At 58.8% G+C, this 24,151-nt stretch carries 20 protein-coding genes; 18 read left to right on the forward strand and 2 right to left on the reverse strand.

Going from position 1 to position 24,151, the window contains the following annotated elements:
* Positions 1–31: 31 nt before the first annotated feature.
* Positions 32–1,249 (reverse strand): alanine transaminase AlaA, encoded by a 1,218-nt coding sequence (alaA, locus tag HMPREF9538_RS16575; RefSeq protein WP_002913185.1) that lies wholly within the window; start codon positions 1,247–1,249, stop codon positions 32–34.
* Between the two features lie 871 nt (positions 1,250–2,120).
* On the opposite strand from alaA, the gene HMPREF9538_RS16570 reads away from it, so the two are divergent.
* The 14 genes from HMPREF9538_RS16570 to nuoN all read left to right on the forward strand — a co-directional run bounded on the left by HMPREF9538_RS16570 (position 2,121) and on the right by nuoN (position 18,723).
* Positions 2,121–3,047: a LysR family transcriptional regulator gene (locus HMPREF9538_RS16570; protein ID WP_002913183.1), complete on the forward strand. Its 927-nt coding sequence runs from the start codon at positions 2,121–2,123 to the stop codon at positions 3,045–3,047.
* Positions 3,048–3,698: 651 nt separating this feature from the next.
* Positions 3,699–4,145 (forward strand): NADH-quinone oxidoreductase subunit NuoA, encoded by a 447-nt coding sequence (nuoA, locus tag HMPREF9538_RS16565; protein WP_002913181.1) that lies wholly within the window; start codon positions 3,699–3,701, stop codon positions 4,143–4,145.
* A gap of 15 nt (positions 4,146–4,160) precedes the next feature.
* On the forward strand, positions 4,161–4,835 hold the full coding sequence (gene nuoB, locus HMPREF9538_RS16560; RefSeq protein ID WP_002913178.1) for an NADH-quinone oxidoreductase subunit NuoB: 675 nt from the start codon (positions 4,161–4,163) through the stop codon (positions 4,833–4,835).
* An 86-nt stretch (positions 4,836–4,921) separates the two neighbouring features.
* Positions 4,922–6,730: an NADH-quinone oxidoreductase subunit C/D gene (nuoC, locus tag HMPREF9538_RS16555; RefSeq protein ID WP_002913162.1), complete on the forward strand. Its 1,809-nt coding sequence runs from the start codon at positions 4,922–4,924 to the stop codon at positions 6,728–6,730.
* A 2-nt stretch (positions 6,731–6,732) separates the two neighbouring features.
* A complete protein-coding gene (gene nuoE, locus HMPREF9538_RS16550) occupies positions 6,733–7,233 on the forward strand; it encodes an NADH-quinone oxidoreductase subunit NuoE (protein ID WP_002913160.1) in 501 nt (166 codons plus the stop codon).
* Complete coding sequence (gene nuoF, locus HMPREF9538_RS16545; RefSeq protein ID WP_002913158.1) at positions 7,230–8,567, forward strand: NADH-quinone oxidoreductase subunit NuoF; 1,338 nt, start codon at positions 7,230–7,232, stop codon at positions 8,565–8,567. Before nuoE ends, nuoF begins: the two co-directional genes overlap by 4 nt.
* A gap of 32 nt (positions 8,568–8,599) precedes the next feature.
* The gene (gene nuoG, locus HMPREF9538_RS16540; protein ID WP_004149179.1) at positions 8,600–11,326 is read left to right on the forward strand and encodes an NADH-quinone oxidoreductase subunit NuoG; all 2,727 of its coding nucleotides are present in this window, start codon (positions 8,600–8,602) and stop codon (positions 11,324–11,326) included.
* Positions 11,323–12,300, forward strand: coding sequence for an NADH-quinone oxidoreductase subunit NuoH (nuoH, locus tag HMPREF9538_RS16535; RefSeq protein WP_002913156.1), 978 nt, complete (start codon positions 11,323–11,325; stop codon positions 12,298–12,300). The genes nuoG and nuoH overlap by 4 nt, the downstream gene beginning before the upstream one ends.
* A 14-nt stretch (positions 12,301–12,314) precedes the next feature.
* Positions 12,315–12,857, forward strand: a complete 543-nt coding sequence (gene nuoI / locus HMPREF9538_RS16530; protein WP_002913152.1) for an NADH-quinone oxidoreductase subunit NuoI — start codon at positions 12,315–12,317, stop codon at positions 12,855–12,857.
* Positions 12,858–12,868: 11 nt separating this feature from the next.
* Entirely contained in the window at positions 12,869–13,423 is a 555-nt protein-coding gene (gene nuoJ, locus HMPREF9538_RS16525; protein WP_002913150.1) for an NADH-quinone oxidoreductase subunit J, read from the forward strand.
* On the forward strand, positions 13,420–13,722 hold the full coding sequence (nuoK, locus tag HMPREF9538_RS16520) for an NADH-quinone oxidoreductase subunit NuoK (RefSeq protein WP_002913148.1): 303 nt from the start codon (positions 13,420–13,422) through the stop codon (positions 13,720–13,722). Before nuoJ ends, nuoK begins: the two co-directional genes overlap by 4 nt.
* Positions 13,719–15,560 (forward strand): NADH-quinone oxidoreductase subunit L, encoded by a 1,842-nt coding sequence (nuoL, locus tag HMPREF9538_RS16515; RefSeq protein ID WP_004151106.1) that lies wholly within the window; start codon positions 13,719–13,721, stop codon positions 15,558–15,560. The genes nuoK and nuoL overlap by 4 nt, the downstream gene beginning before the upstream one ends.
* Positions 15,561–15,729: 169 nt before the next feature.
* Positions 15,730–17,259 carry an NADH-quinone oxidoreductase subunit M gene (nuoM, locus tag HMPREF9538_RS16510; RefSeq protein WP_002913146.1) on the forward strand — a complete coding sequence of 510 codons (1,530 nt, stop codon included), beginning with the start codon at positions 15,730–15,732 and terminating at the stop codon, positions 17,257–17,259.
* 6 nt (positions 17,260–17,265) lie between these two features.
* A complete protein-coding gene (nuoN, locus tag HMPREF9538_RS16505) occupies positions 17,266–18,723 on the forward strand; it encodes an NADH-quinone oxidoreductase subunit NuoN (protein ID WP_004151107.1) in 1,458 nt (485 codons plus the stop codon).
* Between the two features lie 54 nt (positions 18,724–18,777).
* Here the strand turns inward: nuoN and rnz are convergent, their stop codons facing one another.
* Positions 18,778–19,698: a ribonuclease Z gene (rnz, locus tag HMPREF9538_RS16500; protein ID WP_004214593.1), complete on the reverse strand. Its 921-nt coding sequence runs from the start codon at positions 19,696–19,698 to the stop codon at positions 18,778–18,780.
* A gap of 57 nt (positions 19,699–19,755) precedes the next feature.
* Between rnz and HMPREF9538_RS16495 the strand changes: the two genes are divergently transcribed.
* The 4 genes from HMPREF9538_RS16495 (at position 19,756) to menH (ending at position 24,150) form a co-directional block, all read left to right on the forward strand.
* Positions 19,756–20,217, forward strand: a complete 462-nt coding sequence (locus HMPREF9538_RS16495) for a GNAT family N-acetyltransferase (protein WP_004184987.1) — start codon at positions 19,756–19,758, stop codon at positions 20,215–20,217.
* 135 nt (positions 20,218–20,352) lie between these two features.
* On the forward strand, positions 20,353–21,642 hold the full coding sequence (gene menF / locus HMPREF9538_RS16490; protein WP_004214598.1) for an isochorismate synthase MenF: 1,290 nt from the start codon (positions 20,353–20,355) through the stop codon (positions 21,640–21,642).
* 82 nt (positions 21,643–21,724) lie between these two features.
* Positions 21,725–23,395, forward strand: a complete 1,671-nt coding sequence (menD, locus tag HMPREF9538_RS16485) for a 2-succinyl-5-enolpyruvyl-6-hydroxy-3-cyclohexene-1-carboxylic-acid synthase (protein ID WP_009484768.1) — start codon at positions 21,725–21,727, stop codon at positions 23,393–23,395.
* Positions 23,392–24,150, forward strand: coding sequence for a 2-succinyl-6-hydroxy-2,4-cyclohexadiene-1-carboxylate synthase (menH, locus tag HMPREF9538_RS16480; protein WP_009484769.1), 759 nt, complete (start codon positions 23,392–23,394; stop codon positions 24,148–24,150). Before menD ends, menH begins: the two co-directional genes overlap by 4 nt.
* Position 24,151 lies beyond the last annotated feature (1 nt).

A 24,151-nucleotide genomic window follows, 5' to 3' on the forward strand; every position in this document is an offset into this window, starting at 1 on the left:
GGGGGGGGGGGGGGGGGGGGGGGGGGCGCGATTAAAGCTGATGGTAGCCGGAGAGGAAGCGGCCAAAGCGGGAGATAGCCATCTCCAGGTCGTCTTCGCGCGGCAGGGTCACGATGCGTACGTGATCCGGCCACGGCCAGTTAAAGGCGGTGCCCTGCACCAGCAGGACTTTCTCCTGCAGCAGGAAGTCGAGCACCATTTTCTGGTCGTCATGAATATTGAAGCGTTTGGCATCGATTTTCGGGAACATATACAGCGCGCCTTTTGGCTTCACGCAGGAGACGCCCGGAATATCGTTGATAAGCTCCCAGGCGCGGTTGCGTTGTTCATACAGGCGTCCGCCGGGGATGATGAATTCGCTGATGCTCTGATAGCCGCCCAGCGCCGTCTGGATAGCATGCTGGGCCGGCACGTTGGCGCAAAGACGCATTGAAGCCAGCATCTCCAGCCCTTCGATATAGCCCTTCGCGTGTTTTTTCGGGCCATTCAACACCATCCAGCCCTGACGGAAGCCGGCAACGCGGTAGGTTTTCGACAATCCGTTAAAGGTCACCGTCAGCAGGTCCGGCGCCAGGGCGGCAATAGAGTGATGCTGGGCTTCGTCGTAGAGGATCTTGTCGTAAATTTCATCGGCGAAAATGATCAGATTATGCTGACGAGCGATCTCCACGATCTCCTGCAGCAATTCTTTGGAATAGACCGCGCCGGTGGGGTTGTTAGGGTTAATGATCACGATCCCGCGGGTGCGCGGTGTGATTTTTGCGCGGATGTCGTCCAGATCCGGGAACCAGTCAGAGGATTCGTCACACAGATAGTGCACCGCTTTGCCGCTGGAAAGCGACACCGCCGCCGTCCACAGCGGGTAGTCCGGGGCGGGAACCAGCATCTCATCGCCGCTGTTTAACAGCGCCTGCATCGCCTGCACAATCAGCTCGGACACGCCGTTGCCGATATAGATGTCTTCCACCGTGACATCGCGCATACCCCGGGCCTGGTAATGCTGCATGATAGCTTTACGCGCCGAGTACAATCCTTTCGAATCGCAGTAACCCTGGGCGGTAGGCAAATTGCGGATGACGTCGACGAGGATCTCGTCAGGGGCCTCGAAGCCGAATGGCGCCGGGTTGCCGATGTTCAGTTTCAGAACCTTATTGCCTTCTTCTTCAAGACGTTTGGCTTCTTTCAGAACCGGGCCGCGGATGTCATAACAGACGTTCTCTAACTTGCTGGATTTTTCGATGGGGGACATGAATCTTGACCTTTTAGCTGTTATCGCCACTCCCTGCCGTGGAAGTCAGCACGGAACAATGTACTCCCCCTCCCCGCTGTTTTGAAGGCTTTGCAGGAGAAGATTTTGCTAACGCCGGATTTTAAGTGCAATTGATTTATCTACCGATTGCGGATTTGGTCTGTAGCTTATGCCTTTTTATGTCGATTTTTTGGTCTTAAATATAGATTTAATAGCGATTTTGCCATCATTTATCTCGTTTGTTTTCCCGGTAATATGGGGAGGGAGAAGGGGGAGTCGCTAAAAAACGCTATCCTGCATACAAGCGCGATTGGCTTGTAATTTTGATGTTAAATAATTTTAATAAAAAACAGCGTGCGACCACATTATTATTATTTTTAGCGGGTAATAATCTGAGGTTTGTTAATTAATATAAAATGTTGAAAAAATTTAAAATTGTCTCAGTTAATCCTTATTAAGGCTTATAAAAAGGAGGGGGATAGGTTAGAATATCACCGTTAATATCCGTGTTAACCGCCAAGAACTGCGGTTGCATTGAGATTTAATATATTGTTATTACAGGATTTTATTGTTCCTTTTCTGCCGGAAAGTTACGCCAGAAGAGCGATTTTCTCAGCATCACTGACCGGGTTCCCGCGGCGACGTATGGCGCCTGGCTGGTCGTGGTAATAAATAATAATGAGAAATACGAACAATATATTACTCCGCAGTTCTGCGCATTTGCCCAGACGAGTACTTTGGCATGTAATAACGTTCGTCCAGTTGTTTATCCGCCGTCAGACGGTGAGCACGAGGCTCAGGGAATAGCCGGAAACCTGGCGTAAAGCATCAACAAGGCAGGTCAGCGTTAGCCACCTGTAAGTGAAGAAAGATGATTAATACAACACGTCCCATACTCAACCTCGATCTCGATCTGCTGCGTACCTTTGTCGCGGTCGCTGATTTGAACACTTTTGCCGCCGCCGCCGCCGCAGTGTGTCGTACTCAGTCCGCGGTCAGTCAGCAAATGCAACGCCTGGAACAGCTGGTGGGCAAAGAGCTTTTCGCCCGCCACGGCCGCAATAAGCTGCTGACCGAGCAGGGGATCCAGCTGCTGGGCTATGCCCGCAAAATTCTCCGTTTTAACGATGAAGCCTGTATGTCGCTGATGTATGGCAGCCTGCAGGGGGCTCTGAGCATCGGTGCGTCAGAAGAAACGGCTGACACCATCCTGCCGTTTTTGTTAAACCGCATCGGCTGTTTCTATCCCAGAATGACGTTGGAGATCAAAGTTCACCCCCATGCCGCCATCATGGAGATGCTGGCCGAGGGGCTGGTCGATCTGGCGTTGACCACCCATCAGCCTCCCGGCTTTACCTCTTTCACCCTGAGAACATCACCTACTCTCTGGTATTGTGCAGCGGAATATGTGCTGGCGAAGGGGGAATCTATCCCCCTGATCCTGCTCGAAGAGCCAAGTCCATTCCGCCAGGATATTATCGCCGCGCTGGAAACTGCTCGCGTCAGTTGGCATCTGGCCCACGGAGCTTCCTCGCTATCGGGCGTGAAAGCGGCGGTGAAGGCCGGGCTGGGCGTGACGGCGCGCCCGGTCGAAATGATGAGCCCGGATCTACGCGTGGCTGGCATCAGTGAGGGGTTACCGGCGTTGCCGGACACCCGGTACGTCGTCAGCTGCAATCCGCGGACGGTGAGCGAACTGCCGCAGGCGATTTTTCAGTCTCTGAGCCAGGAGATCCATCCCTGGGAAACGGGTACAGCACTTACTCCGGAAGAGGGAGGGAATACCTTGGTTTTGTAAAGGTATTCTTGCTAACAAAGATCACAAAAACTGGTAACAGAATGTAAGTGCCCAAAAAGAGCCTCAGGAGTTGGTTTCCCGCCTGGCGGCTCTTTTTTTTGCACTCTTATTGATGTTTTGAATCTTTTTTGTATTTCTTTGCAGAAAAATCAGCGTATTGGCGTGACAAGGCGCTCAGCTTGTCGACTTTTCCCTGCACTTTCAACACTTCCTGCTAATGTTAAAAAACCGGATGGATTGTTGCCGATTTCCTGTGGTAATTAACAAAACCGTGTCGCAGATCAAGAAAATACCCCTCTTTGGGGGGAGGAATCGAGGCTAAATCCTGTCAAAATAGAAGGGATTTTTGATTTACGACGGAAACGGACACGATTCAACAACACTAAAACCGAACAGTATGCAAGGTTATTTCGCAGAAAAGGGCATTTAATGTTAATGAAAAGATTCCAATGTAAATTAATGTTATGAAAACTTTTGTTAAAGTTGACAAAAGGTTAAAGAAAGGGGTAAAAAGCCACGGCATCTGGGCTTCTCACATCGACCAGGGACGCTTTTTTGCACGGTTATTTTTTATTCCTCCCGTGAAACGCTGTGGCGTTCATCTGCCAGTAAGAGCAGAGGGTTTTGGCGCTACACTTTTTTGGTTAAGCAATGCGTATGTCAACATCCACTGAAGTCATCGCTCATCATTGGGCATTCGCTATATTTCTCATCATCGCTATCGGCCTGTGCTGCCTCATGCTCGTCGGCGGCTGGTACCTTGGCGGTCGCGCGCGCGCGCGTAGTAAAAACACGCCGTTTGAATCGGGGATCGACTCCGTCGGTTCGGCCCGCTTACGTCTTTCTGCGAAGTTTTATCTGGTTGCCATGTTCTTCGTTATCTTCGACGTGGAAGCCCTGTATCTCTACGCATGGTCGACCTCTATCCGCGAGAGCGGCTGGGTCGGCTTTGTGGAAGCCGCAATTTTCATTTTAGTGCTACTGGCTGGTCTGGTTTATCTCGTTCGCATCGGCGCACTGGACTGGACGCCTGCGCGTTCCCGTCGCACGCTGGTTAACCCGGAAACAGACAGTCCCACTAACCGTCATATGCAGTAAAAGCGAGGCAATAAGATGGATTATACGCTCACCCGCATAGATCCTAACGGTGAGAACGACCGTTACCCCCTGCAGAAACAGGAGATCGTTACCGATCCTCTGGAGCAGGAAGTCAATAAAAGCGTGTATATGGGGAAACTCGAACACGCGCTGCATGACATGGTGAACTGGGGCCGTAAGAACTCAATTTGGCCGTACAACTTCGGCCTTTCTTGCTGTTATGTGGAAATGGTGACGTCATTCACTGCGGTGCATGACGTTGCGCGTTTTGGGGCAGAAGTTCTGCGCGCCTCTCCGCGTCAGGCGGACCTGATGGTGGTCGCGGGAACCTGCTTTACCAAAATGGCGCCGGTTATTCAGCGTCTCTACGATCAGATGCTGGAGCCGAAGTGGGTGATCTCCATGGGCGCCTGCGCCAACTCAGGCGGGATGTACGACATCTATTCCGTCGTCCAGGGCGTGGATAAATTCATTCCGGTCGATGTGTACATCCCGGGCTGCCCGCCGCGTCCGGAGGCCTATATGCAGGCGCTGATGCTGCTGCAGGAGTCCATTGGTAAAGAACGTCGCCCGCTCTCATGGGTGGTTGGCGATCAGGGCGTTTATCGCGCCAATATGCAGTCGGAACGCGAGCGTAAACGCGGCGAACGTATTGCAGTGACCAATCTGCGGACGCCGGACGAGATTTAATTTGCGCCTGCGGGCGGGAGAACCACTTCGCAAATCAATCTACAACAGCGCGAAGTCTCGCCGGCAGTCACCACGGACCTTTTGCAATGGTGAACAATATGACCGATTTAACCGCGCATGACGCCGCACCAGCCTGGCAAACCCGCGATCACCTTGATGACCCGGTGATTGGCGAACTGCGCAACCGCTTTGGGCCGGATGCCTTTACCGTTCAGCCAACCCGTACCGGCGTACCGGTGGTATGGGTGAAGCGTGAACAGCTGCTGGAGGTGGGTGATTTCCTGAAGAAATTGCCGAAGCCTTACGTGATGCTGTTTGACCTGCACGGCATGGACGAACGTCTGCGCACGCACCGCGATGGCCTGCCCGCCGCGGATTTTTCCGTTTTCTATCACCTGATCTCCATCGATCGCAACCGCGACATCATGCTCAAGGTGGCGCTGTCGGAAAACGATCTGCATCTGCCGACCTTCACCAAACTGTTCCCCAACGCCAACTGGTATGAGCGTGAAACCTGGGAAATGTTTGGCATTACCTTCGATGGTCACCCGAACCTGCGTCGCATCATGATGCCGCCGACCTGGGAAGGTCACCCGCTGCGTAAAGATTATCCGGCGCGTGCCACCGAGTTCGACCCGTTTGAGCTGACCAAAGCCAAACAGGATCTGGAGATGGAGGCGCTGACCTTTAAACCGGAAGAGTGGGGCATGAAGCGCGGCACCGACAACGAGGACTTCATGTTCCTCAACCTCGGTCCGAACCACCCATCGGCGCATGGTGCGTTCCGCATTATTCTGCAACTGGACGGCGAAGAGATCGTCGACTGCGTACCGGATATCGGTTATCACCACCGCGGCGCCGAGAAGATGGGCGAGCGTCAGTCCTGGCACAGCTACATCCCGTATACCGACCGTATTGAATATCTCGGCGGCTGCGTCAACGAGATGCCGTACGTGCTGGCGGTGGAAAAACTGGCTGGGATCACCGTACCGGATCGCGTGAACGTGATCCGCGTGATGCTCTCCGAGCTGTTCCGCATCAACAGCCACCTGCTGTATATCTCGACCTTTATTCAGGACGTCGGCGCGATGACGCCGGTCTTCTTCGCCTTTACCGATCGGCAGAAAATTTACGATCTGGTGGAAGCGATTACCGGATTCCGTATGCACCCGGCGTGGTTCCGCATCGGCGGCGTCGCGCACGATCTGCCGCGTGGCTGGGATCGCCTGCTGCGTGAGTTCCTCGAGTGGATGCCGAAGCGTCTGGACTCCTATGAGAAGGCCGCCCTGCGCAACACCATTCTGAAAGGCCGTTCCGTCGGCGTGGCAGCCTATACCGCCAAAGAGGCGCTGGAGTGGGGCACCACCGGCGCAGGCCTGCGCGCCACCGGTATCGACTTCGACGTGCGTAAATGGCGTCCTTACTCTGGCTATGAAAACTTCGACTTCGAAGTCCCGACCGGGGGGGGCGTCTCAGACTGCTACACCCGCGTGATGCTGAAAGTAGAAGAGCTGCGCCAGAGTCTGCGCATTCTTCAGCAGTGCCTCGATAACATGCCGGAAGGCCCGTTCAAAGCGGATCACCCGCTGACCACGCCGCCGCCGAAAGAGCGCACGCTGCAGCATATCGAAACCCTGATCACCCACTTCCTGCAGGTATCGTGGGGCCCGGTGATGCCGGCCAACGAATCTTTCCAGATGATTGAGGCGACCAAAGGGATCAACAGTTACTACCTGACCAGCGACGGCAGCACCATGAGCTACCGTACCCGCGTGCGTACGCCGAGCTTTGCGCACCTGCAGCAGATCCCGTCGGCGATCCGCGGCAGCCTGGTATCCGACCTGATCGTCTATCTGGGTAGTATCGATTTTGTTATGTCAGACGTGGACCGCTAATTATGCACGAGAATCAACAACCACAAACCGAGGCTTTTGAGCTGAGTGCGGCAGAGCGTGAGGCTATTGAGCACGAGAAGCACCACTACGAAGACCCGCGTGCGGCGTCCATCGAAGCGCTGAAAATCGTTCAGAAACAGCGCGGCTGGGTGCCGGATGGCGCGATCTACGCCATCGCCGATGTGCTGGGGATCCCGGCCAGCGACGTGGAAGGCGTGGCGACGTTCTACAGCCAGATTTTCCGCCAGCCGGTTGGCCGTCACGTGATCCGCTACTGCGACAGCGTGGTATGCCACATCACCGGCTATCAGGGTATTCAGGCCGCCATTGAGAAGAAACTGAATATCAAGCCGGGGCAGACCACCTTTGATGGCCGCTTTACCCTGCTGCCGACCTGCTGCCTGGGTAACTGCGACAAGGGACCGACCATGATGATTGATGAGGATACTCACAGCCATCTGACGCCGGAGGCAATTCCTGACCTGCTGGAGCAGTACAAATGAAAACCGTAATTCGTACTGCGGAAACGCATCCGCTCACCTGGCGCCTGCGCGACGACAAGCAGCCGGTGTGGCTGGACGAGTATCGCAGTAAAAATGGCTATGAAGGGGCGCGTAAAGCCCTGACCGGGATGGCCCCGGATGAGATTGTCACGGCGGTAAAAGACGCTGGCCTGAAAGGGCGCGGCGGCGCGGGCTTCTCCACTGGTCTGAAGTGGAGCCTGATGCCGAAAGACGAATCCATGAACATCCGTTACCTGCTGTGTAACGCCGATGAAATGGAGCCGGGCACCTATAAAGACCGCCTGCTGATGGAGCAGCTGCCGCACCTGCTGGTGGAAGGCATGCTGATCTCCGCGTTTGCGCTGAAAGCGTACCGCGGCTACATCTTCCTGCGCGGGGAATATATTGAAGCGGCCCAGCATCTGCGTCGCGCGATTGCTGAAGCCACCGAAGCGGGTCTGTTGGGGAAAAACATCCTCGGCACCGGGTTTGACTTCGAGCTGTTCGTGCACACCGGGGCAGGGCGCTATATCTGCGGCGAAGAGACGGCGCTGATCAACTCTCTGGAAGGCCGCCGCGCCAACCCGCGATCCAAGCCGCCGTTCCCGGCGAGCTCCGGCGTCTGGGGCAAGCCGACCTGCGTCAACAACGTAGAAACCCTGTGCAACGTGCCAGCGATCCTCGCCAACGGCGTCGAGTGGTACCAGAACATTTCCACCAGCAAAGATGCTGGCACCAAGCTGATGGGCTTCTCCGGCCGGGTGAAGAATCCGGGCGTCTGGGAGCTGCCGTTCGGCACCACTGCCCGCGAGATCCTCGAAGATTACGCCGGCGGTATGCGCGATGGCCTGAAGTTTAAAGCCTGGCAACCGGGCGGAGCAGGGACCGACTTCCTCACCGAAGCGCACCTCGATCTGCCGATGGAATTCGAAAGCATTGGTAAAGCGGGCAGCCGTCTGGGCACCTCGCTGGCGATGGCCGTTGACCACGAGATCAACATGGTCTCGCTGGTGCGCAACCTTGAAGAGTTCTTTGCCCGCGAGTCCTGCGGCTGGTGTACGCCGTGCCGCGATGGTCTGCCGTGGAGCGTGAAGATCCTGCGCGCCCTGGAGCGCGGCGAAGGCCAGCCTGGCGATATCGAAACCCTTGAGCAACTGTGTCGATTCCTGGGCCCGGGTAAAACCTTCTGCGCGCACGCGCCGGGCGCGGTCGAGCCGCTACAGAGCGCGATTAAATATTTCCGCGAAGAATTCGAGGCTGGCATTAAGCAGCAGTTCAGCAATACCCATGCAATCAACGGGATTCAGCCGAACCTGCTTAAGACGCGCTGGTAATCTAAAGGTTTTTTATTTTTGGAAGCACGCAAATGGCTACGATTCATGTAGACGGCAAAGAATACGAGGTCAACGGGGCGGACAACCTGCTAGAGGCTTGTCTCTCTCTTGGTCTTGATATTCCCTACTTTTGCTGGCACCCGGCGCTAGGGAGCGTCGGTGCTTGCCGCCAGTGTGCGGTGAAGCAATATCAGAACGCGGAAGACACGCGTGGTCGCCTGGTGATGTCCTGTATGACTCCGGCATCCGACGGCACCTTTATTTCTATCGACGACAGCGAAGCGAAGCAGTTCCGCGAAAGCGTGGTGGAGTGGTTGATGACTAACCACCCGCACGACTGCCCGGTCTGCGAAGAGGGCGGCAACTGCCACCTGCAGGATATGACGGTGATGACCGGTCATAGCTTCCGCCGCTATCGTTTCACCAAGCGTACCCACCGCAATCAGGATCTGGGGCCGTTTATTTCGCACGAAATGAACCGCTGCATCGCCTGCTACCGCTGCGTGCGCTACTACAAAGATTATGCCGACGGCACCGATCTGGGCGTCTATGGCGCGCACGACAACGTCTACTTCGGCCGCCCGGAAGATGGCACCCTGGAGAGCGAGTTCTCCGGCAACCTGGTGGAAGTCTGCCCAACCGGCGTCTTCACCGACAAAACCCACTCCGAGCGCTATAACCGTAAGTGGGACATGCAGTTTGCGCCGAGCATCTGCCAGCAGTGTTCCATCGGCTGTAACATCAGCCCGGGCGAACGCTATGGCGAGTTGCGTCGTATCGAAAACCGCTATAACGGTACCGTGAACCGCTACTTCCTCTGCGACCGCGGTCGTTTCGGCTATGGCTACGTGAACCTGAAAGACCGTCCGCGTCAGCCGGTACAGCGCCGCGGCGACGATCTGATCACCCTTAACGCCGAGCAGGCGATGCAGGGGGCGGCGGATATCCTGCGCCAGTCGAAGAAAGTGATCGGCATCGGCTCCCCGCGCGCCAGCATTGAAAGCAACTTCGCGCTGCGCGAGCTGGTGGGCGCCGACAACTTCTATACCGGCATCGCCAAAGGCGAACAAGCGCGCCTGCAGATGATGCTGAAAGTGCTGCGCGAGGGCGGGATCCACACGCCAAGCCTGCGCGATATCGAATCCTACGATGCGGTACTGGTGCTGGGCGAAGACATTACCCAGACCGGCGCGCGCGTGGCCCTGGCGGTACGCCAGGCAGTGAAAGGGAAAGCACGCGAAATGGCGGCGGCGCAGAAAGTGGCCGACTGGCAGATCGCCGCGATCCTCAACATCGGCCAGCGCGCCAAGCACCCGCTATTCGTCACCAACGTCGATGACACCCGCCTGGATGACATCGCGGCGTGGACCTACCGCGCGCCGGTAGAAGATCAGGCGCGTCTCGGCTTTGCTATTGCCCATGCGCTGGACGACAGCGCGCCGGCGGTTGACGGCCTGAGCCAGGACCTGCAGGGTAAAGTCGACGTTATCGTTCAGGCGCTGGCCGGGGCGAAAAAACCGCTGATCATCTCCGGGACCAACGCCGGCAGCATGGAGATCATCCAGGCCGCCGCTAACGTGGCGAAAGCTCTGAAAGGCCGCGGCGCCGATGTCGGGGTGACCATGGTCGCCCGGGCGGTTAACAGCGTCGGACTGGGCATGATCGGCGGCGGCTCGCTTGAAGAGGCGCTGGACGAACTGGAAAGCGGCGCCGCAGACGCGGTTATCGTGCTGGAAAACGACCTTCACCGTCATGCCTCCGCCGCGCGCGTTGACGCTGCGCTGGCGAAAGCGCCGCTGGTGATGGTGGTGGATCATCAGCGCACCGCGATTATGGACAAAGCGCACCTGGTGCTCTCCGCGGCAAGCTTTGCGGAAAGCGACGGTACCGTGGTGAACAACGAAGGCCGCGCCCAGCGTTTCTTCCAGGTTTACGATCCGGCTTACTACGACGCGAAAACCGTAATGCTGGAAAGCTGGCGCTGGCTGCATTCGCTGCACAGCACCGTCAACAACCGTCAGGTTGACTGGACTCAGCTGGACCACGTCATTGATGCGGCGATTGCCGCGCTGCCGCAGCTGGCGGGCATTAAAGACGCCGCGCCGGATGCGACCTTCCGCATTCGCGGCCAGAAGCTGGCGCGTGAACCGCACCGCTACAGCGGCCGCACGGCGATGCGCGCTAACATCAGCGTGCACGAGCCGCGTCAGCCGCAGGATAAAGACACGATGTTCGCCTTCTCCATGGAAGGGAACAACCAGCCGTCCGCCCCGCGTTCGCAGATCCCGTTCGCCTGGGCGCCGGGCTGGAACTCCCCGCAGGCATGGAACAAGTTCCAGGATGAAGTGGGCGGGAAACTGCGCCACGGCGATCCGGGCGTTCGTCTGTTTGAAGCGTCCGCCAGCGGACTGGAGTACTTCACGGCGGTGCCGGCCAGCTTCCAGGCGGAAGAGGGCAAATGGCGAATTGCGCCGTACTACCATCTGTTCGGCAGCGATGAGCTGTCTCAGCGCGCGCCGGTGTTCCAGAGCCGGATGCCTGAGCCGTACATCAAGCTGAACCCGGCGGATGCCGCGAAGCTTGGCGTCAACCCAGGGGCAATGCTCTCCTTTAGCGTGGAAGGCCAGACCCTGCGTCTGCCGCTGGTTATCTCTGAAGGCCTGACCGCGGGACAGGTTGGCTTACCGATGGGCATGCCGGGCATTGCGCCGGTGCTGACCGGATCGCGTATTGATTCACTGCAGGAGGCGAAAGCATGAGCTGGTTAACGCCGGATCTTATCGACATTCTGTTAAGCATCCTGAAGGCCGTGGTCATTCTGCTGGTGGTTGTCACCTGCGGCGCGTTCATGAGCTTCGGCGAGCGTCGTCTGCTCGGCTTGTTCCAGAACCGCTACGGACCTAACCGCGTCGGCTGGGGCGGTTCGCTGCAGCTGGTCGCCGACATGATCAAGATGTTCTTTAAAGAGGACTGGATCCCGCGCTTCTCCGATCGCGTGATCTTTACTCTGGCGCCGGTTATCGCCTTTACCTCGCTGCTGCTGGCCTTCGCTATCGTGCCGGTTAGCCCGACGTGGGTGGTGGCCGACCTGAACATCGGCATCCTCTTCTTCCTGATGATGGCAGGCCTGGCGGTCTACGCGGTGCTGTTCGCCGGTTGGTCGAGCAATAACAAATACTCGCTGCTGGGGGCGATGCGTGCTTCCGCGCAGACCCTGAGCTACGAAGTGTTTCTCGGTCTCTCCCTGATGGGCGTGGTGGCGCAGGCGGGGTCATTCAATATGACCGATATCGTCAACAACCAGGCGCATCTGTGGAACGTTATCCCGCAGTTCTTCGGCTTCGTGACTTTCGCCATCGCCGGCGTGGCGGTGTGTCACCGTCACCCGTTCGACCAGCCGGAAGCGGAGCAGGAACTGGCCGATGGTTACCACATTGAATATTCCGGCATGAAATTCGGTCTGTTCTTCGTCGGGGAATACATCGGTATCGTCACCGTTTCAGCGCTGATCGTCACGCTGTTCTTCGGCGGCTGGAATGGCCCGTGGTTACCTCCTTTCATCTGGTTCGCGCTGAAAACCGCGTTCTTCATGATGATGTTCATTTTGATCCGCGCATCATTACCGCGTCCGCGCTATGACCAGGTAATGTCCTTTGGCTGGAAGGTATGCCTGCCGTTAACGCTGGTCAACTTGTTGGTAACGGCGGCTGTCATTCTCTGGCAGGCGCAATAAGGGGTGAATTGAACATGACCTTAAAAGAATTATTGGTGGGGTTCGGCACCCAGGTCCGTAGTATCTGGATGATTGGCCTGCATGCCTTCGCCAAACGTGAAACCCGGATGTATCCGGAAGAGCCGGTCTACCTGCCGCCGCGCTATCGCGGCCGCATCGTGCTGACCCGCGATCCGGACGGTGCAGAGCGCTGCGTCGCCTGTAACCTGTGTGCGGTAGCCTGCCCGGTGGGCTGTATCTCGCTGCAGAAAGCAGAGACGGTAGACGGCCGCTGGTATCCGGAGTTCTTCCGCATCAACTTCTCACGTTGCATCTTCTGCGGCCTGTGCGAAGAAGCGTGCCCGACCACGGCGATCCAGTTGACCCCGGACTTCGAGCTGGGTGAATACAAGCGTCAGGATCTGGTGTACGAAAAAGAGGATCTGCTGATTTCCGGTCCGGGCAAATACCCGGAATATAACTTCTACCGGATGGCGGGTATGGCAATCGACGGCAAAGATAAGGGCGAAGCGGAAAATGAAGCTAAGCCAATCGACGTCAAGAGCCTGTTACCGTAAGGAGAGGGGCAATGGAATTCGCTTTTTATATCTGTGGCCTGATAGCCATCCTCGCAACCTTGCGGGTCGTCACCCACACCAATCCGGTGCATGCGCTGCTGTACCTGATTATTTCGCTGCTGGCGATTGCCGGGGTGTTCTTCTCGCTGGGCGCGTACTTCGCCGGAGCGCTGGAAATCATCGTCTACGCCGGGGCCATTATGGTGCTGTTCGTCTTCGTGGTGATGATGCTCAACCTGGGCGGCACCGAGATCGAACAGGAGCGCAAGTGGCTGCAGCCGGGGATCTGGATTGGCCCGGCCATCCTCTCCGCGGTGCTGCTGGTGGTTATCGTTTACGCCATCCTGGGCATTAACGACCAGGGTATCGACGGTGCGGCGATTAACGCCAAAGAAGTGGGCATTGCGCTGTTTGGGCCGTACGTCCTGGCGGTGGAGCTGGCCTCCATGCTGCTGCTGGCGGGCCTGGTGGTTGCCTTCCACATTGGCCGCGAAGAGCGCGCCGGCGAGGTGCTGAGCAACCGTCTGAACGACAGCGACAAACGAAAAACGGAGGAACACGCATGATCCCCTTAACACATGGACTGATCCTCGCGGCCATCCTGTTTGTGCTTGGTCTGACGGGGCTGGTGATCCGCCGCAATCTGCTGTTTATGTTGATTAGCCTGGAAATCATGATTAACGCCGCCGCGCTGGCCTTTGTGGTGGCGGGTAGCTACTGGGGTCAGGCAGATGGTCAGATAATGTATATCCTCGCCATCAGCCTCGCGGCTGCGGAAGCGAGTATCGGCCTGGCGCTGCTGCTGCAGCTCCATCGTCGCCGCCAGAACCTGAACATCGATTCAGTAAGTGAGTTGCGTGGATGAACATGCTTGCCTTAACCATTCTTTTGCCATTGATTGGCTTTGTGCTGCTGGCCTTCTCCCGCGGGCGCTGGTCGGAAAATCTTTCCGCCGCCGTTGGCATGGGCTCGGTAGGCCTGGCGGCGCTGGTCACCGCGTACGTTGGCGTCGACTTTTTCGCTAACGGCAAACAGGCGGTCAGCGTGCCGCTGTGGACCTGGATGTCGGTCGGTGATTTCAACATCGGCTTCAACCTGGTGTTGGACGGCCTGTCGCTGACCATGCTCTCCGTAGTTACCGGCGTCGGCTTCCTGATCCACATGTTCGCCTCCTGGTACATGCGCGGTGAAGAGGGATATTCCCGCTTCTTCGCCTATACCAACCTGTTTATCGCCAGCATGGTGGTTCTGGTACTGGCCGATAACCTGCTGCTGATGTACCTCGGTTGGGAAGGCGTGGGCCTCTGTTCTTACCTGCTGATCGGTTTCTACTACACCGATCCGAAGAACGGCGCCGCAGCGATGAAAGCGTTTGTGGTGACCCGCGTCGGCGACGTGTTCCTCGCCTTCGCGCTGTTCATTCTTTATAACGAACTGGGTACCCTGAACTTCCGCGAAATGGTGGAGCTGGCGCCGCAGCACTTCGCTAACGGCAGCACCACGCTGCAGTGGGCGACGCTGATGCTGCTTGGCGGCGCGGTCGGTAAATCCGCCCAGCTGCCGCTGCAAACGTGGCTTGCCGATGCGATGGCGGGTCCGACGCCGGTCTCTGCGCTGATCCACGCCGCGACCATGGTCACCGCGGGCGTCTATCTGATCGCCCGTACCCACGGCCTGTTCCTGATGACGCCGGAAGTGCTGCATCTGGTCGGTATCGTCGGGGCGGTCACCCTGGTGTTGGCGGGCTTCGCCGCGCTGGTGCAGACCGATATCAAACGCGTTCTCGCCTACTCTACCATGAGCCAGATTGGCTACATGTTCCTCGCGCTGGGCGTGCAGGCATGGGACGCGGCGATTTTCCACCTGATGACTCACGCGTTCTTTAAAGCGCTGCTGTTCCTGTCGTCTGGTTCGGTCATTCTGGCCTGCCATCACGAACAGAACATCTTCAAGATGGGCGGCCTGCGCAAATCGATTCCGCTGGTATACGTCTGCTTCCTGGTGGGGGGCGCGGCGCTGTCCGCACTGCCGCTTATCACCGCAGGCTTCTTCAGTAAGGATGAGATTCTGGCAGGCGCGATGGCCAATGGCCATATCAATCTGATGGTGGCAGGCCTGGTCGGCGCCTTTATGACCTCGCTGTACACCTTCCGGATGATTTTCATCGTATTCCACGGTAAAGAGCAAATTCACGCGCACGCAGGGAAGGGGATTACCCATCATCTGCCGCTGATTGTGCTGCTGGTACTATCCACCTTCGTTGGCGCGCTGATTGTGCCGCCGCTGGAAGGCGTACTGCCGCAGACCACTGAGCTCGCCCACGGTAGCGTGATGACGCTGGAGATTGCCTCCGGGATCATCGCCATTGCCGGGATTCTGATCGCTGCATGGCTGTGGCTGGGCAAACGCACGCTGGTGACCTCCATCGCCAACAGTGCGCCTGGCCGCTTCTTCGGTACCTGGTGGTTCCATGCCTGGGGCTTCGACTGGTTATACGACAAGGTGTTCGTAAAACCATTCCTCGGTATTGCCTGGCTGCTGAAACGCGATCCGCTGAACTCGTTGATGAATATCCCGGCGATCCTTTCCCGCTTCGCAGGCAAAGGCCTGCTGGTGAGCGAGAACGGTTATCTGCGCTGGTATGTGGCTTCAATGAGCATCGGCGCGGTGGTGGTGCTGGCGCTGCTGATGGTATTGCGTTGATTTGATCGCGCGGTTTTGCCCGGTGGCGCTTCGCTTACCGGGCCTACGAGACCGTAGGTCGGGTAAGCGAAGCGCCACCCGACACAACAAACCGCACTCAAACGTGAATGTAGTCGAATTCGTTGAAAATCGGTCCTGAACGGGACTTTAACAAGGAATAAAAATCGCCATGTTACTACCCTGGCTAATATTAATTCCCTTTATCGGCGGCTTCCTGTGCTGGCAGACCGAACGCTTTGGCGTGAAAGTGCCGCGCTGGATCGCGCTGATTACCATGGGACTGACGCTGGTGCTTGGCCTGCAGCTGTGGATGCAGGGCGGCTATTCTCTGACGCAATCCGCGGGTATTCCGCAATGGCAGTCGGAATTCGTGCTGCCGTGGATCCCACGCTTCGGCATTAGCATCCATCTGGCGATCGACGGCCTGTCGCTGCTGATGGTGGTGCTGACCGGTCTCCTCGGCGTGCTGGCGGTGCTCTGTTCGTGGCGTGAAATCGAAAAATACCAGGGCTTCTTCCACCTCAACCTGATGTGGATCCTGGGCGGCGTTATCGGCGTGTTCCTCGCCATCGACATGTTCCTGTTCTTCTTCTTCTGGGAAATGATGTTGGTGCCGATGTACTTCCTGATCGCGCTGTGGGGCCACAAAGCCTCGGACGGTAAAACGCGTATCACAGCGGCTACCAAGTTCTTCATCTATACCCAGGCGAGCGGTCTGGTGATGCTGATTGCCATTCTGGCGCTGGCCTTCGTCCACTTCAACGCCACCGGCGTGTGGACCTTCAACTATGAAGATCTGCTGAAAACCCCGATGTCTCACGGCGTGGAATACCTGCTGATGCTCGGCTTCTTCATCGCCTTCGCGGTGAAAATGCCGGTGGTGCCGCTGCACGGCTGGCTGCCGGACGCTCACTCCCAGGCGCCGACCGCCGGCTCTGTCGACCTCGCGGGGATCCTGCTGAAAACCGCCGCCTACGGCCTGCTGCGCTTTGCGCTGCCGCTGTTCCCGAATGCCTCCGCCGAGTTTGCGCCCATCGCCATGTGGCTGGGCGTGATCGGTATCTTCTACGGCGCGTGGATGGCCTTCGCCCAGACCGATATTAAACGCCTGATCGCCTACACCTCCGTGTCCCACATGGGCTTCGTGCTGATTGCTATCTACACCGGCAGCCAGCTGGCCTATCAGGGAGCGGTGATCCAGATGATTGCTCACGGTCTGTCCGCGGCGGGTCTGTTCATTCTGTGCGGCCAGCTGTACGAACGTCTGCACACCCGCGATATGCGCCAGATGGGCGGCTTGTGGAGCAAAATTAAATGGCTGCCGGCGATGTCGATGTTCTTCGCGGTCGCCACCCTGGGGATGCCGGGCACCGGTAACTTCGTCGGCGAATTTATGATCCTGTTCGGCAGCTATAAAGTGGTGCCGACGATCACCGTCATCTCCACCTTTGGTCTGGTATTCGCGTCCGTTTACTCGCTGTCGATGTTACATCGCGCTTACTTCGGTAAAGCGAAGAGCGAAGTGGCGGCGAAAGAGTTGCCGGGGATGTCCCTGCGTGAACTGTCTATCATCCTGCTGCTGGTGGTGCTGCTGGTGCTGTTGGGCTTCTTCCCGCAGCCGATCCTCGACACCTCGCATGCTGCGATGAGCAACATTCAGCAGTGGTTTGTTAATTCTGTTTCTACTACAAGGCCGTAATTCGCCATGACAATAACTCCACAACAACTGATCGCACTGCTACCGCTGCTGATCGTCGGCTTGACGGTGGTGGTTGTGATGCTCTCCATTGCGTGGCGACGCAATCATTTTCTCAATGCCACGCTGTCGGTTCTTGGACTTAACGCCGCGCTGGTCTCGCTCTGGTTCGTCGGCCAGAACGGGGCGATGGACGTCACGCCGCTGATCCGCGTTGACGGCTACGCCATGCTTTACACCGGTCTGGTGCTGCTGGCGAGCCTCGCGACCTGTACTTTCGCCTACCCGTGGCTTGAGGGTTACAAGGACAACAAAGAAGAGTTCTACCTGCTGGTGCTGATCGCCGCCCTGGGCGGCATTCTGCTGGCCGGTGCGAATCATCTGGCGGCGCTGTTCCTCGGTATTGAGCTGATTTCGCTGCCGCTGTTCGGCCTGGTTGGTTACGCCTTCCGCCAGAAGCGTTCGCTGGAAGCGAGCATCAAATACACCATCCTCTCCGCGGCAGCTTCGTCCTTCCTGCTGTTCGGTATGGCGCTGGTGTATGCGAACTCCGGCAACCTGTCCTTCCTCGCGCTGGGCAAAAGCCTGGCGGACAACATGCTGCACGAGCCGCTGCTGCTGGCGGGTCTTGGCCTGATGATTGTCGGTCTTGGCTTTAAACTGTCGCTGGTGCCGTTCCACCTGTGGACGCCGGACGTTTACCAGGGGGCGCCTGCGCCGGTCTCCACCTTCCTGGCGACCGCCAGCAAGATCGCTATCTTCGGCGTAGTGATGCGTCTGTTCCTGTACATGCCGGTGGGCAACAGCGAAGCGGTACGCGTGGTGCTGGGCCTGATCGCCTTCGCCTCTATCATCTTCGGTAACCTGATGGCGCTGAGCCAGACCAACATTAAGCGCCTGCTCGGTTACTCTTCCATCTCCCATCTCGGCTATCTGCTGGTGGCGCTGATTGCCCTGCAGAGCGGTGAAATGTCGATGGAAGCCGTGGGCGTCTACCTGGCCGGTTACCTGTTCAGCAGCCTCGGCGCGTTCGGCGTGGTCAGCCTGATGTCCAGCCCGTACCGCGGCCCGGATGCTGACTCGCTGTTCTCCTACCGCGGCCTGTTCTGGCACCGTCCGATCCTGTCGGCTGTGATGACGGTGATGATGCTCTCCCTGGCCGGCATCCCGATGACCCTCGGCTTTATCGGTAAGTTCTACGTGCTGGCCGTCGGTGTGCATGCGCATCTGTGGTGGCTGGTTGCCGCGGTGGTTGTCGGCTCGGCGATCGGTCTCTACTACTACCTGCGCGTGGCAGTGAGCCTGTACCTGAGCGCGCCGGAGCAACTGAATCGCGATGCGCCGTCAAACTGGCAGTACAGCGCCGGCGGTATCGTGGTGCTGATCTCCGCGCTGCTGGTGCTGGTGCTCGGTATCTGGCCGCAGCCGCTGATTAGCATCGTGCAGCTGGCGACGCCGCTGATGTAAGTTGATTGACTCAATAAAAAACCGCCGGGATGGCGGTTTTTTTATGCCCGGATTTTACGCCATCTTGTAGACCATAAAGTCTTCCGCCAGCAGCGTGTTAGGGAAAATCTCCCGGCATTCCGCCAGCATACGCAGACAGCCTTCGGCATCGTAGCGCGAGCTAAAGTGGGTGGCGATCAGCGTACCGACCCCCGCTTCTTTGGCAAGCGCCGCGGTCTGCTGACTGGAAGAGTGGCCGCGGCTATTGGCTTTCTCCGCCATCGCCTGCTCAAGGGTGGTTTCGTGGACCATTACATCCGCCCCGCGAGCCATCTCCAGCGCCTGCGGGCAGGGGGCGGTATCGCCGAAGATGGCCAGCGTTTTACCCGGGGTTGCTGGCCCCAGATAGCGGCTGCCGTCAATGACCCGGCCATCTGCCAGCTCGACGCGCTGTCCGCGCTTGAGTTGATGGAACAGCGGCCCGGGAGGCACGCCATCGGCAATCAGCTGGGCGGCGTCGAGGGTGCCGGGCTTGTCATGCTGCGCAATGCGATACCCATAGCACTCCACCGGATGGCTGAGCGGATACGCGGTGACCCGATAGCCCTCTTCGTCGAACACCAGACCAGGGCCGACTTCGATGATGGTGAGCGGATAGTCGGTCCACGAACCGCTCAGGCGCAGCGCGGTCTCAACAAACTCTTTGAGTCCTTTTGGCCCGTAGAGGGTGAGGGGCAGAGAGTTTCCCTGCATCGAGCGGCTGCACAGCAGACCGGGCAGGCCGAACAGGTGGTCGCCGTGCAGATGGGTAATAAAAATCTTATTCAGTTTGCCGGGATGGTAGGGCGTGTGAAGAAACTGATGCTGGGTCCCTTCGCCGCAGTCAAACAACCACATTTCGGCGCGGGTCGGCTGTTGCAAATTCAGTATTATCGACGTCATATTACGCGTGCGGGTCGGCACCCCGGCGGATGTCCCCAAAAAAGTTAATTCCATCGTCCAGTGTCCTCAGGGCGAGTCGCAAAGTATCAGTATATCAATAAGGAGCAGCAGATGATGACCTGGCAGGATCTCCACCATAGTGAACTCACCGTTCCCCAGCTGTATGCGCTGCTGAAATTGCGCAGTGAAGTCTTTGTCGTAGAGCAGCAGTGCGTCTATCAGGATGTCGACGGCGATGATTTGGTTGGTGAAAATCGCCATCTGCTCGGCTGGCGCGATGGCGAACTGGTGGCCTACGCGCGGATCCTCAAAAGCGAAGAGGAGTTTGCGCCGGTGGTGATTGGCCGGGTCATCGTCAGCCCCGCCGCCCGTGGTGCGAAGCTCGGCTATCAGCTGATGGAGCAGGCGCTGGCCAGCTGTCAGCAGCACTGGCCGCAAAAGGCGATTTACCTCGGGGCGCAGGCGCACCTGCAATCCTTTTACGCCCACTTCGGTTTTACGCCGGTGACCGAGGTCTATGATGAGGATGGCATCCCCCACATTGGCATGGCGCGAGAAAAGCGCGCTGTCTGACTCCTCTGCACCCTCGTCCACGCGCAGCTCTGGCCCGGCGAGCGGGTAAGATAAAACCCGCTCCCTCATCATGGGTACTGCTATTCCGTCGTCGAACCCCTTATAATGTGGGGTTTTACTACCGTGGAGGTTTGCGTGCTGTCTGTTTCCACTGCGCTGGCCCGTTTGCAAGACGGCCTGGGCGAGTCATTTCCAGACTCGCCCGGCACGCGAATTATCGATGTTGCCTTTCCGCTGAATGATGCCTTCGATCCGCTACTATGGTGCGGCCAGCAGGCGCAATGGCCGCAGTTTTACTGGCAGCAGCGCAATGGCGATGAGGAACTGGCGACGCTGGGGGCGGTAAAAACCTTTACCTCGCTCGACGCGGCGAACCGCTTTTTACGCCAGGCCGGCCGGCAGGATCTGCGTATCTGCGGCCTGAATGCGTTTGAACCGCAGCAGGGCAGCCTGGCGCTGCCGCGTCTGGAGTGGCGCCGGTGCGGCGGCAGGGCCGTGCTGCGGCTGGTGCTGCATAGTGATATCTCCCTGCGTGAGGATGCCGCGACGGCCCGCGCGTTTCTCGCCAGCCTGACAACCACTCAGGCGACTCCCGGCGCCATACCGCCGTTGCTGAGCGAGCGCCACTCATCCGACTATCCTCAATGGCAGGCAATGATTGCGCGGGCGACTAAGGCGATCAGCGCCGGTGAAATGGATAAAGTAGTGCTGGCGCGGGCAACCGACCTGCAGTTTGCCGCCCCGCTGGACGCCGTGAGCATCATGGCGGCTAGCCGGCGCAGCAATCTTAACTGTTTTCATTTCCTGATGGCGTTCAATGCCCGGCAGGCATTTTTCGGCTCCACGCCGGAACGGCTGTGGCGCCGGCGCGGCGCGCTGCTGCGCACCGAAGCGCTGGCGGGGACCGTCGCGAACCATCAGGAAGACGCGAAGGCGCAGCAACTGGCCGACTGGCTGATGAAAGACGACAAAAACCAGCGGGAAAACATGCTGGTAGTAGAGGATATCTGCCAGCGCCTGCAGAGTGAGGCCTCGACGCTGGACGTCCTGCCGCCGCAGGTGGTGAGGCTGCGTAAGGTGCAGCATCTCCGACGCTGCATCTGGACCGAGCTGGCGGCGCCTGACGACAGCCGCTGTCAGCTGCAGCTGCAGCCCACCGCCGCGGTGGCCGGCCTGCCGCGCCGGGCGGCGCTGGCGTTCATTCAGCGTCATGAACCGTTTTCCCGCGAATGGTACGCCGGGTCCGCCGGGTATCTGTCACTGGCGCAAAGCGAGTTTTGCGTGGCGCTGCGTTCGGCGAAAGTGAACCACGACACCCTGCGGCTGTATGCCGGGGCGGGGATCGTCAGCGGCTCTGATGCACAGCAGGAGTGGCAGGAGATTGACAACAAAGCGGCCGGGCTGCGCTCGCTGCTGTGTCCATAAAGCTTGAATGACGATGCATATCAAAACGACGTCACTTTGCCTTATCTATACTTAGCATCAATATTTGATACCGGACAATTTCATGTCAGTAAGCGCATTTAACCGACGCTGGGCGGCGGTGATCCTGGAAGCTTTAACGCGCCATGGCGTGCAGCATATCTGCATCGCGCCGGGCTCGCGCTCGACACCCTTAACCCTGGCGGCGGCGGAAAACCGCGCCTTTATCCATCATACCCATTTCGACGAACGCGGCCTCGGCCACCTGGCGCTCGGACTGGCGAAGGCCAGCCGGCAGCCGGTGGCGGGGATAGTCACCTCCGGGACCGCCACCGCAAACCTCTATCCGGCGCTGATTGAGGCAGGGCTCACCGGTGAAAAGCTGATCCTGTTAACCGCCGACCGTCCGCCGGAGCTGATCGACTGCGGCGCGAACCAGGCTATCCGCCAGCCGGGGATGTTTGCCTCCCATCCTGCGCAGACGATTTCTTTGCCGCGTCCCTCGCAGGATATTCCTGCCCGCTGGCTGGTCTCAACCATCGACCAGGCGCTGGGGGCGCTGCACGCCGGCGGGGTGCATATTAACTGTCCGTTCGCTGAACCGCTGTATGGTGATATGGATGAGACCGGCGTGGAGTGGCAGCAGCAGCTCGGCAACTGGTGGCAGAGCGACAAACCCTGGCTGCGCCAGGCGCTGCAGTTAGAGAGCGAGAAGCAGCGCGACTGGTTCTTCTGGCGACAAAAACGCGGCGTCGTCGTGGCGGGCAGAATGAGCGCCGCGGAAGGGAAAAAGGTCGCTGAGTGGGCGCAGACCCTCGGCTGGCCGCTGATCGGCGATGTCCTGTCGCAGACCGGGCAGCCGCTGCCGTGCGCTGACCTGTGGCTGGGCAACGGCAAAGCGGTCAGCGAGCTGGCGCAGGCGCAGATCGTCGTGCAACTCGGCAGCAGCCTGACCGGCAAACGCGTGCTCCAGTGGCAGGCGACCTGCGAGCCGGATGAATACTGGCTGGTGGATAATCTGCCCGGTCGCCTCGACCCGGCGCAGCACCGCGGTCGCCGTCTGCTCTCAAGCGTTGAGCGCTGGCTCGAATTACATCCGGCGGAGAAACGCCAGCCGTGGGCGACGGTGATCCCACAGCTTGCCGGGCAGGCGTGGCAGGCTGCAGTCGCCAGCAACGAGCCTTTTGGCGAAGCGCAGCTGGCGCAGCGTATTCGGGGCTATCTGCCGGAGCAGGGCCAATTGTTTGTTGGCAACAGCCTGGTGGTGCGCCTGATCGACGCCCTGGCGCAGCTACCGGCCGGGTATCCGGTCTACAGCAACCGCGGCGCCAGCGGCATCGATGGCCTGATCGCCACTGCGGCCGGCGTGCAGCGCGCCAGCGCCCGACCGACGCTGGCCATCGTTGGCGATCTCTCCGCGCTCTACGATCTCAACTCGCTGGCCCTGCTGCGCCAGGCGTCGGCGCCGCTGGTGCTGATCGTGGTGAATAACAACGGCGGGCAGATTTTTTCTATGCTGCCGACGCCGCAGGACGAACGCCGTCAGTTCTATTTAATGCCGCAGGACGTGGATTTCAGCCACGCGGCGGCGATGTTCGGCCTGGCCTATCATCGCCCTGATGACTGGCCGTCGCTGGATGAGGCGCTGGCCGGCGCCTGGCGCAGGGCAGGGGCGACGGTGATTGAGCTGGCGGTCAATGAGACCGACGGCGCGCAGACCCTCCAGCAGCTGCTGGCGCAGGTAAGTCGCCTGTGATCCTCAGCGCTGCTGTCGACAACGGCCAGCCGGGCTATCCCTGGCTGGTGTTTCTGCACGGTTTTTCCGGCGACCGCAACGAGTGGCGGAAAGTGGGCGACGCCTTTCCCGCCTGGCCGCGGTTGTACCTCGATCTGCCGGGGCACGGCGGCTCCGCGGATATCGCGGTGCAGGACTTTGCCGGGGTCAATACTCTGCTGCAGTCTACGCTTAATAGTTACAACATACATAAGTATTGGCTGATCGGCTACTCGCTGGGCGGCCGGGTGGCAATGAACTTCGCCAGCCAGCCGCGCGTAGGCATGCGCGGGCTGATCGTTGAAGGCGGCCATCCGGGCCTGCAGGATGCAGAGGCGCGGCAGGCGCGGCGCAGCAATGACAGCGCCTGGGCGGAACGTTTTCGCCGCGAGCCGCTTGAGCAGGTCTTTGCCGACTGGTATCAGCAGCCGGTCTTCGCTTCGCTGAATGCCGCGCAGCGTGAGTCATTGGTCGCCTTACGCAGCCGGAACAACGGCGCGACGCTGGCGGCGATGCTGCAGGCAACCTCCCTTGCCTCGCAGGCCGATCTGCGCGCGTCTCTGCAGGCGCGCGATTTTCCTTTTCACTACCTGTGCGGCGAGCGCGACGCGAAGTTTCGCGCCATCGCGCAGACGCTCGCGGCGGATCTCCATCTTATTCACCATGCCGGACACAACGCGCACCGGGACAACCCGGCGGCGGTGATTGCCTGTCTGGCGCAGATTCTGGCAAGTTAAC

Source organism: Klebsiella sp. MS 92-3 (genome assembly GCF_000195655.1).
Taxonomy (GTDB): domain Bacteria; phylum Pseudomonadota; class Gammaproteobacteria; order Enterobacterales; family Enterobacteriaceae; genus Klebsiella; species Klebsiella pneumoniae.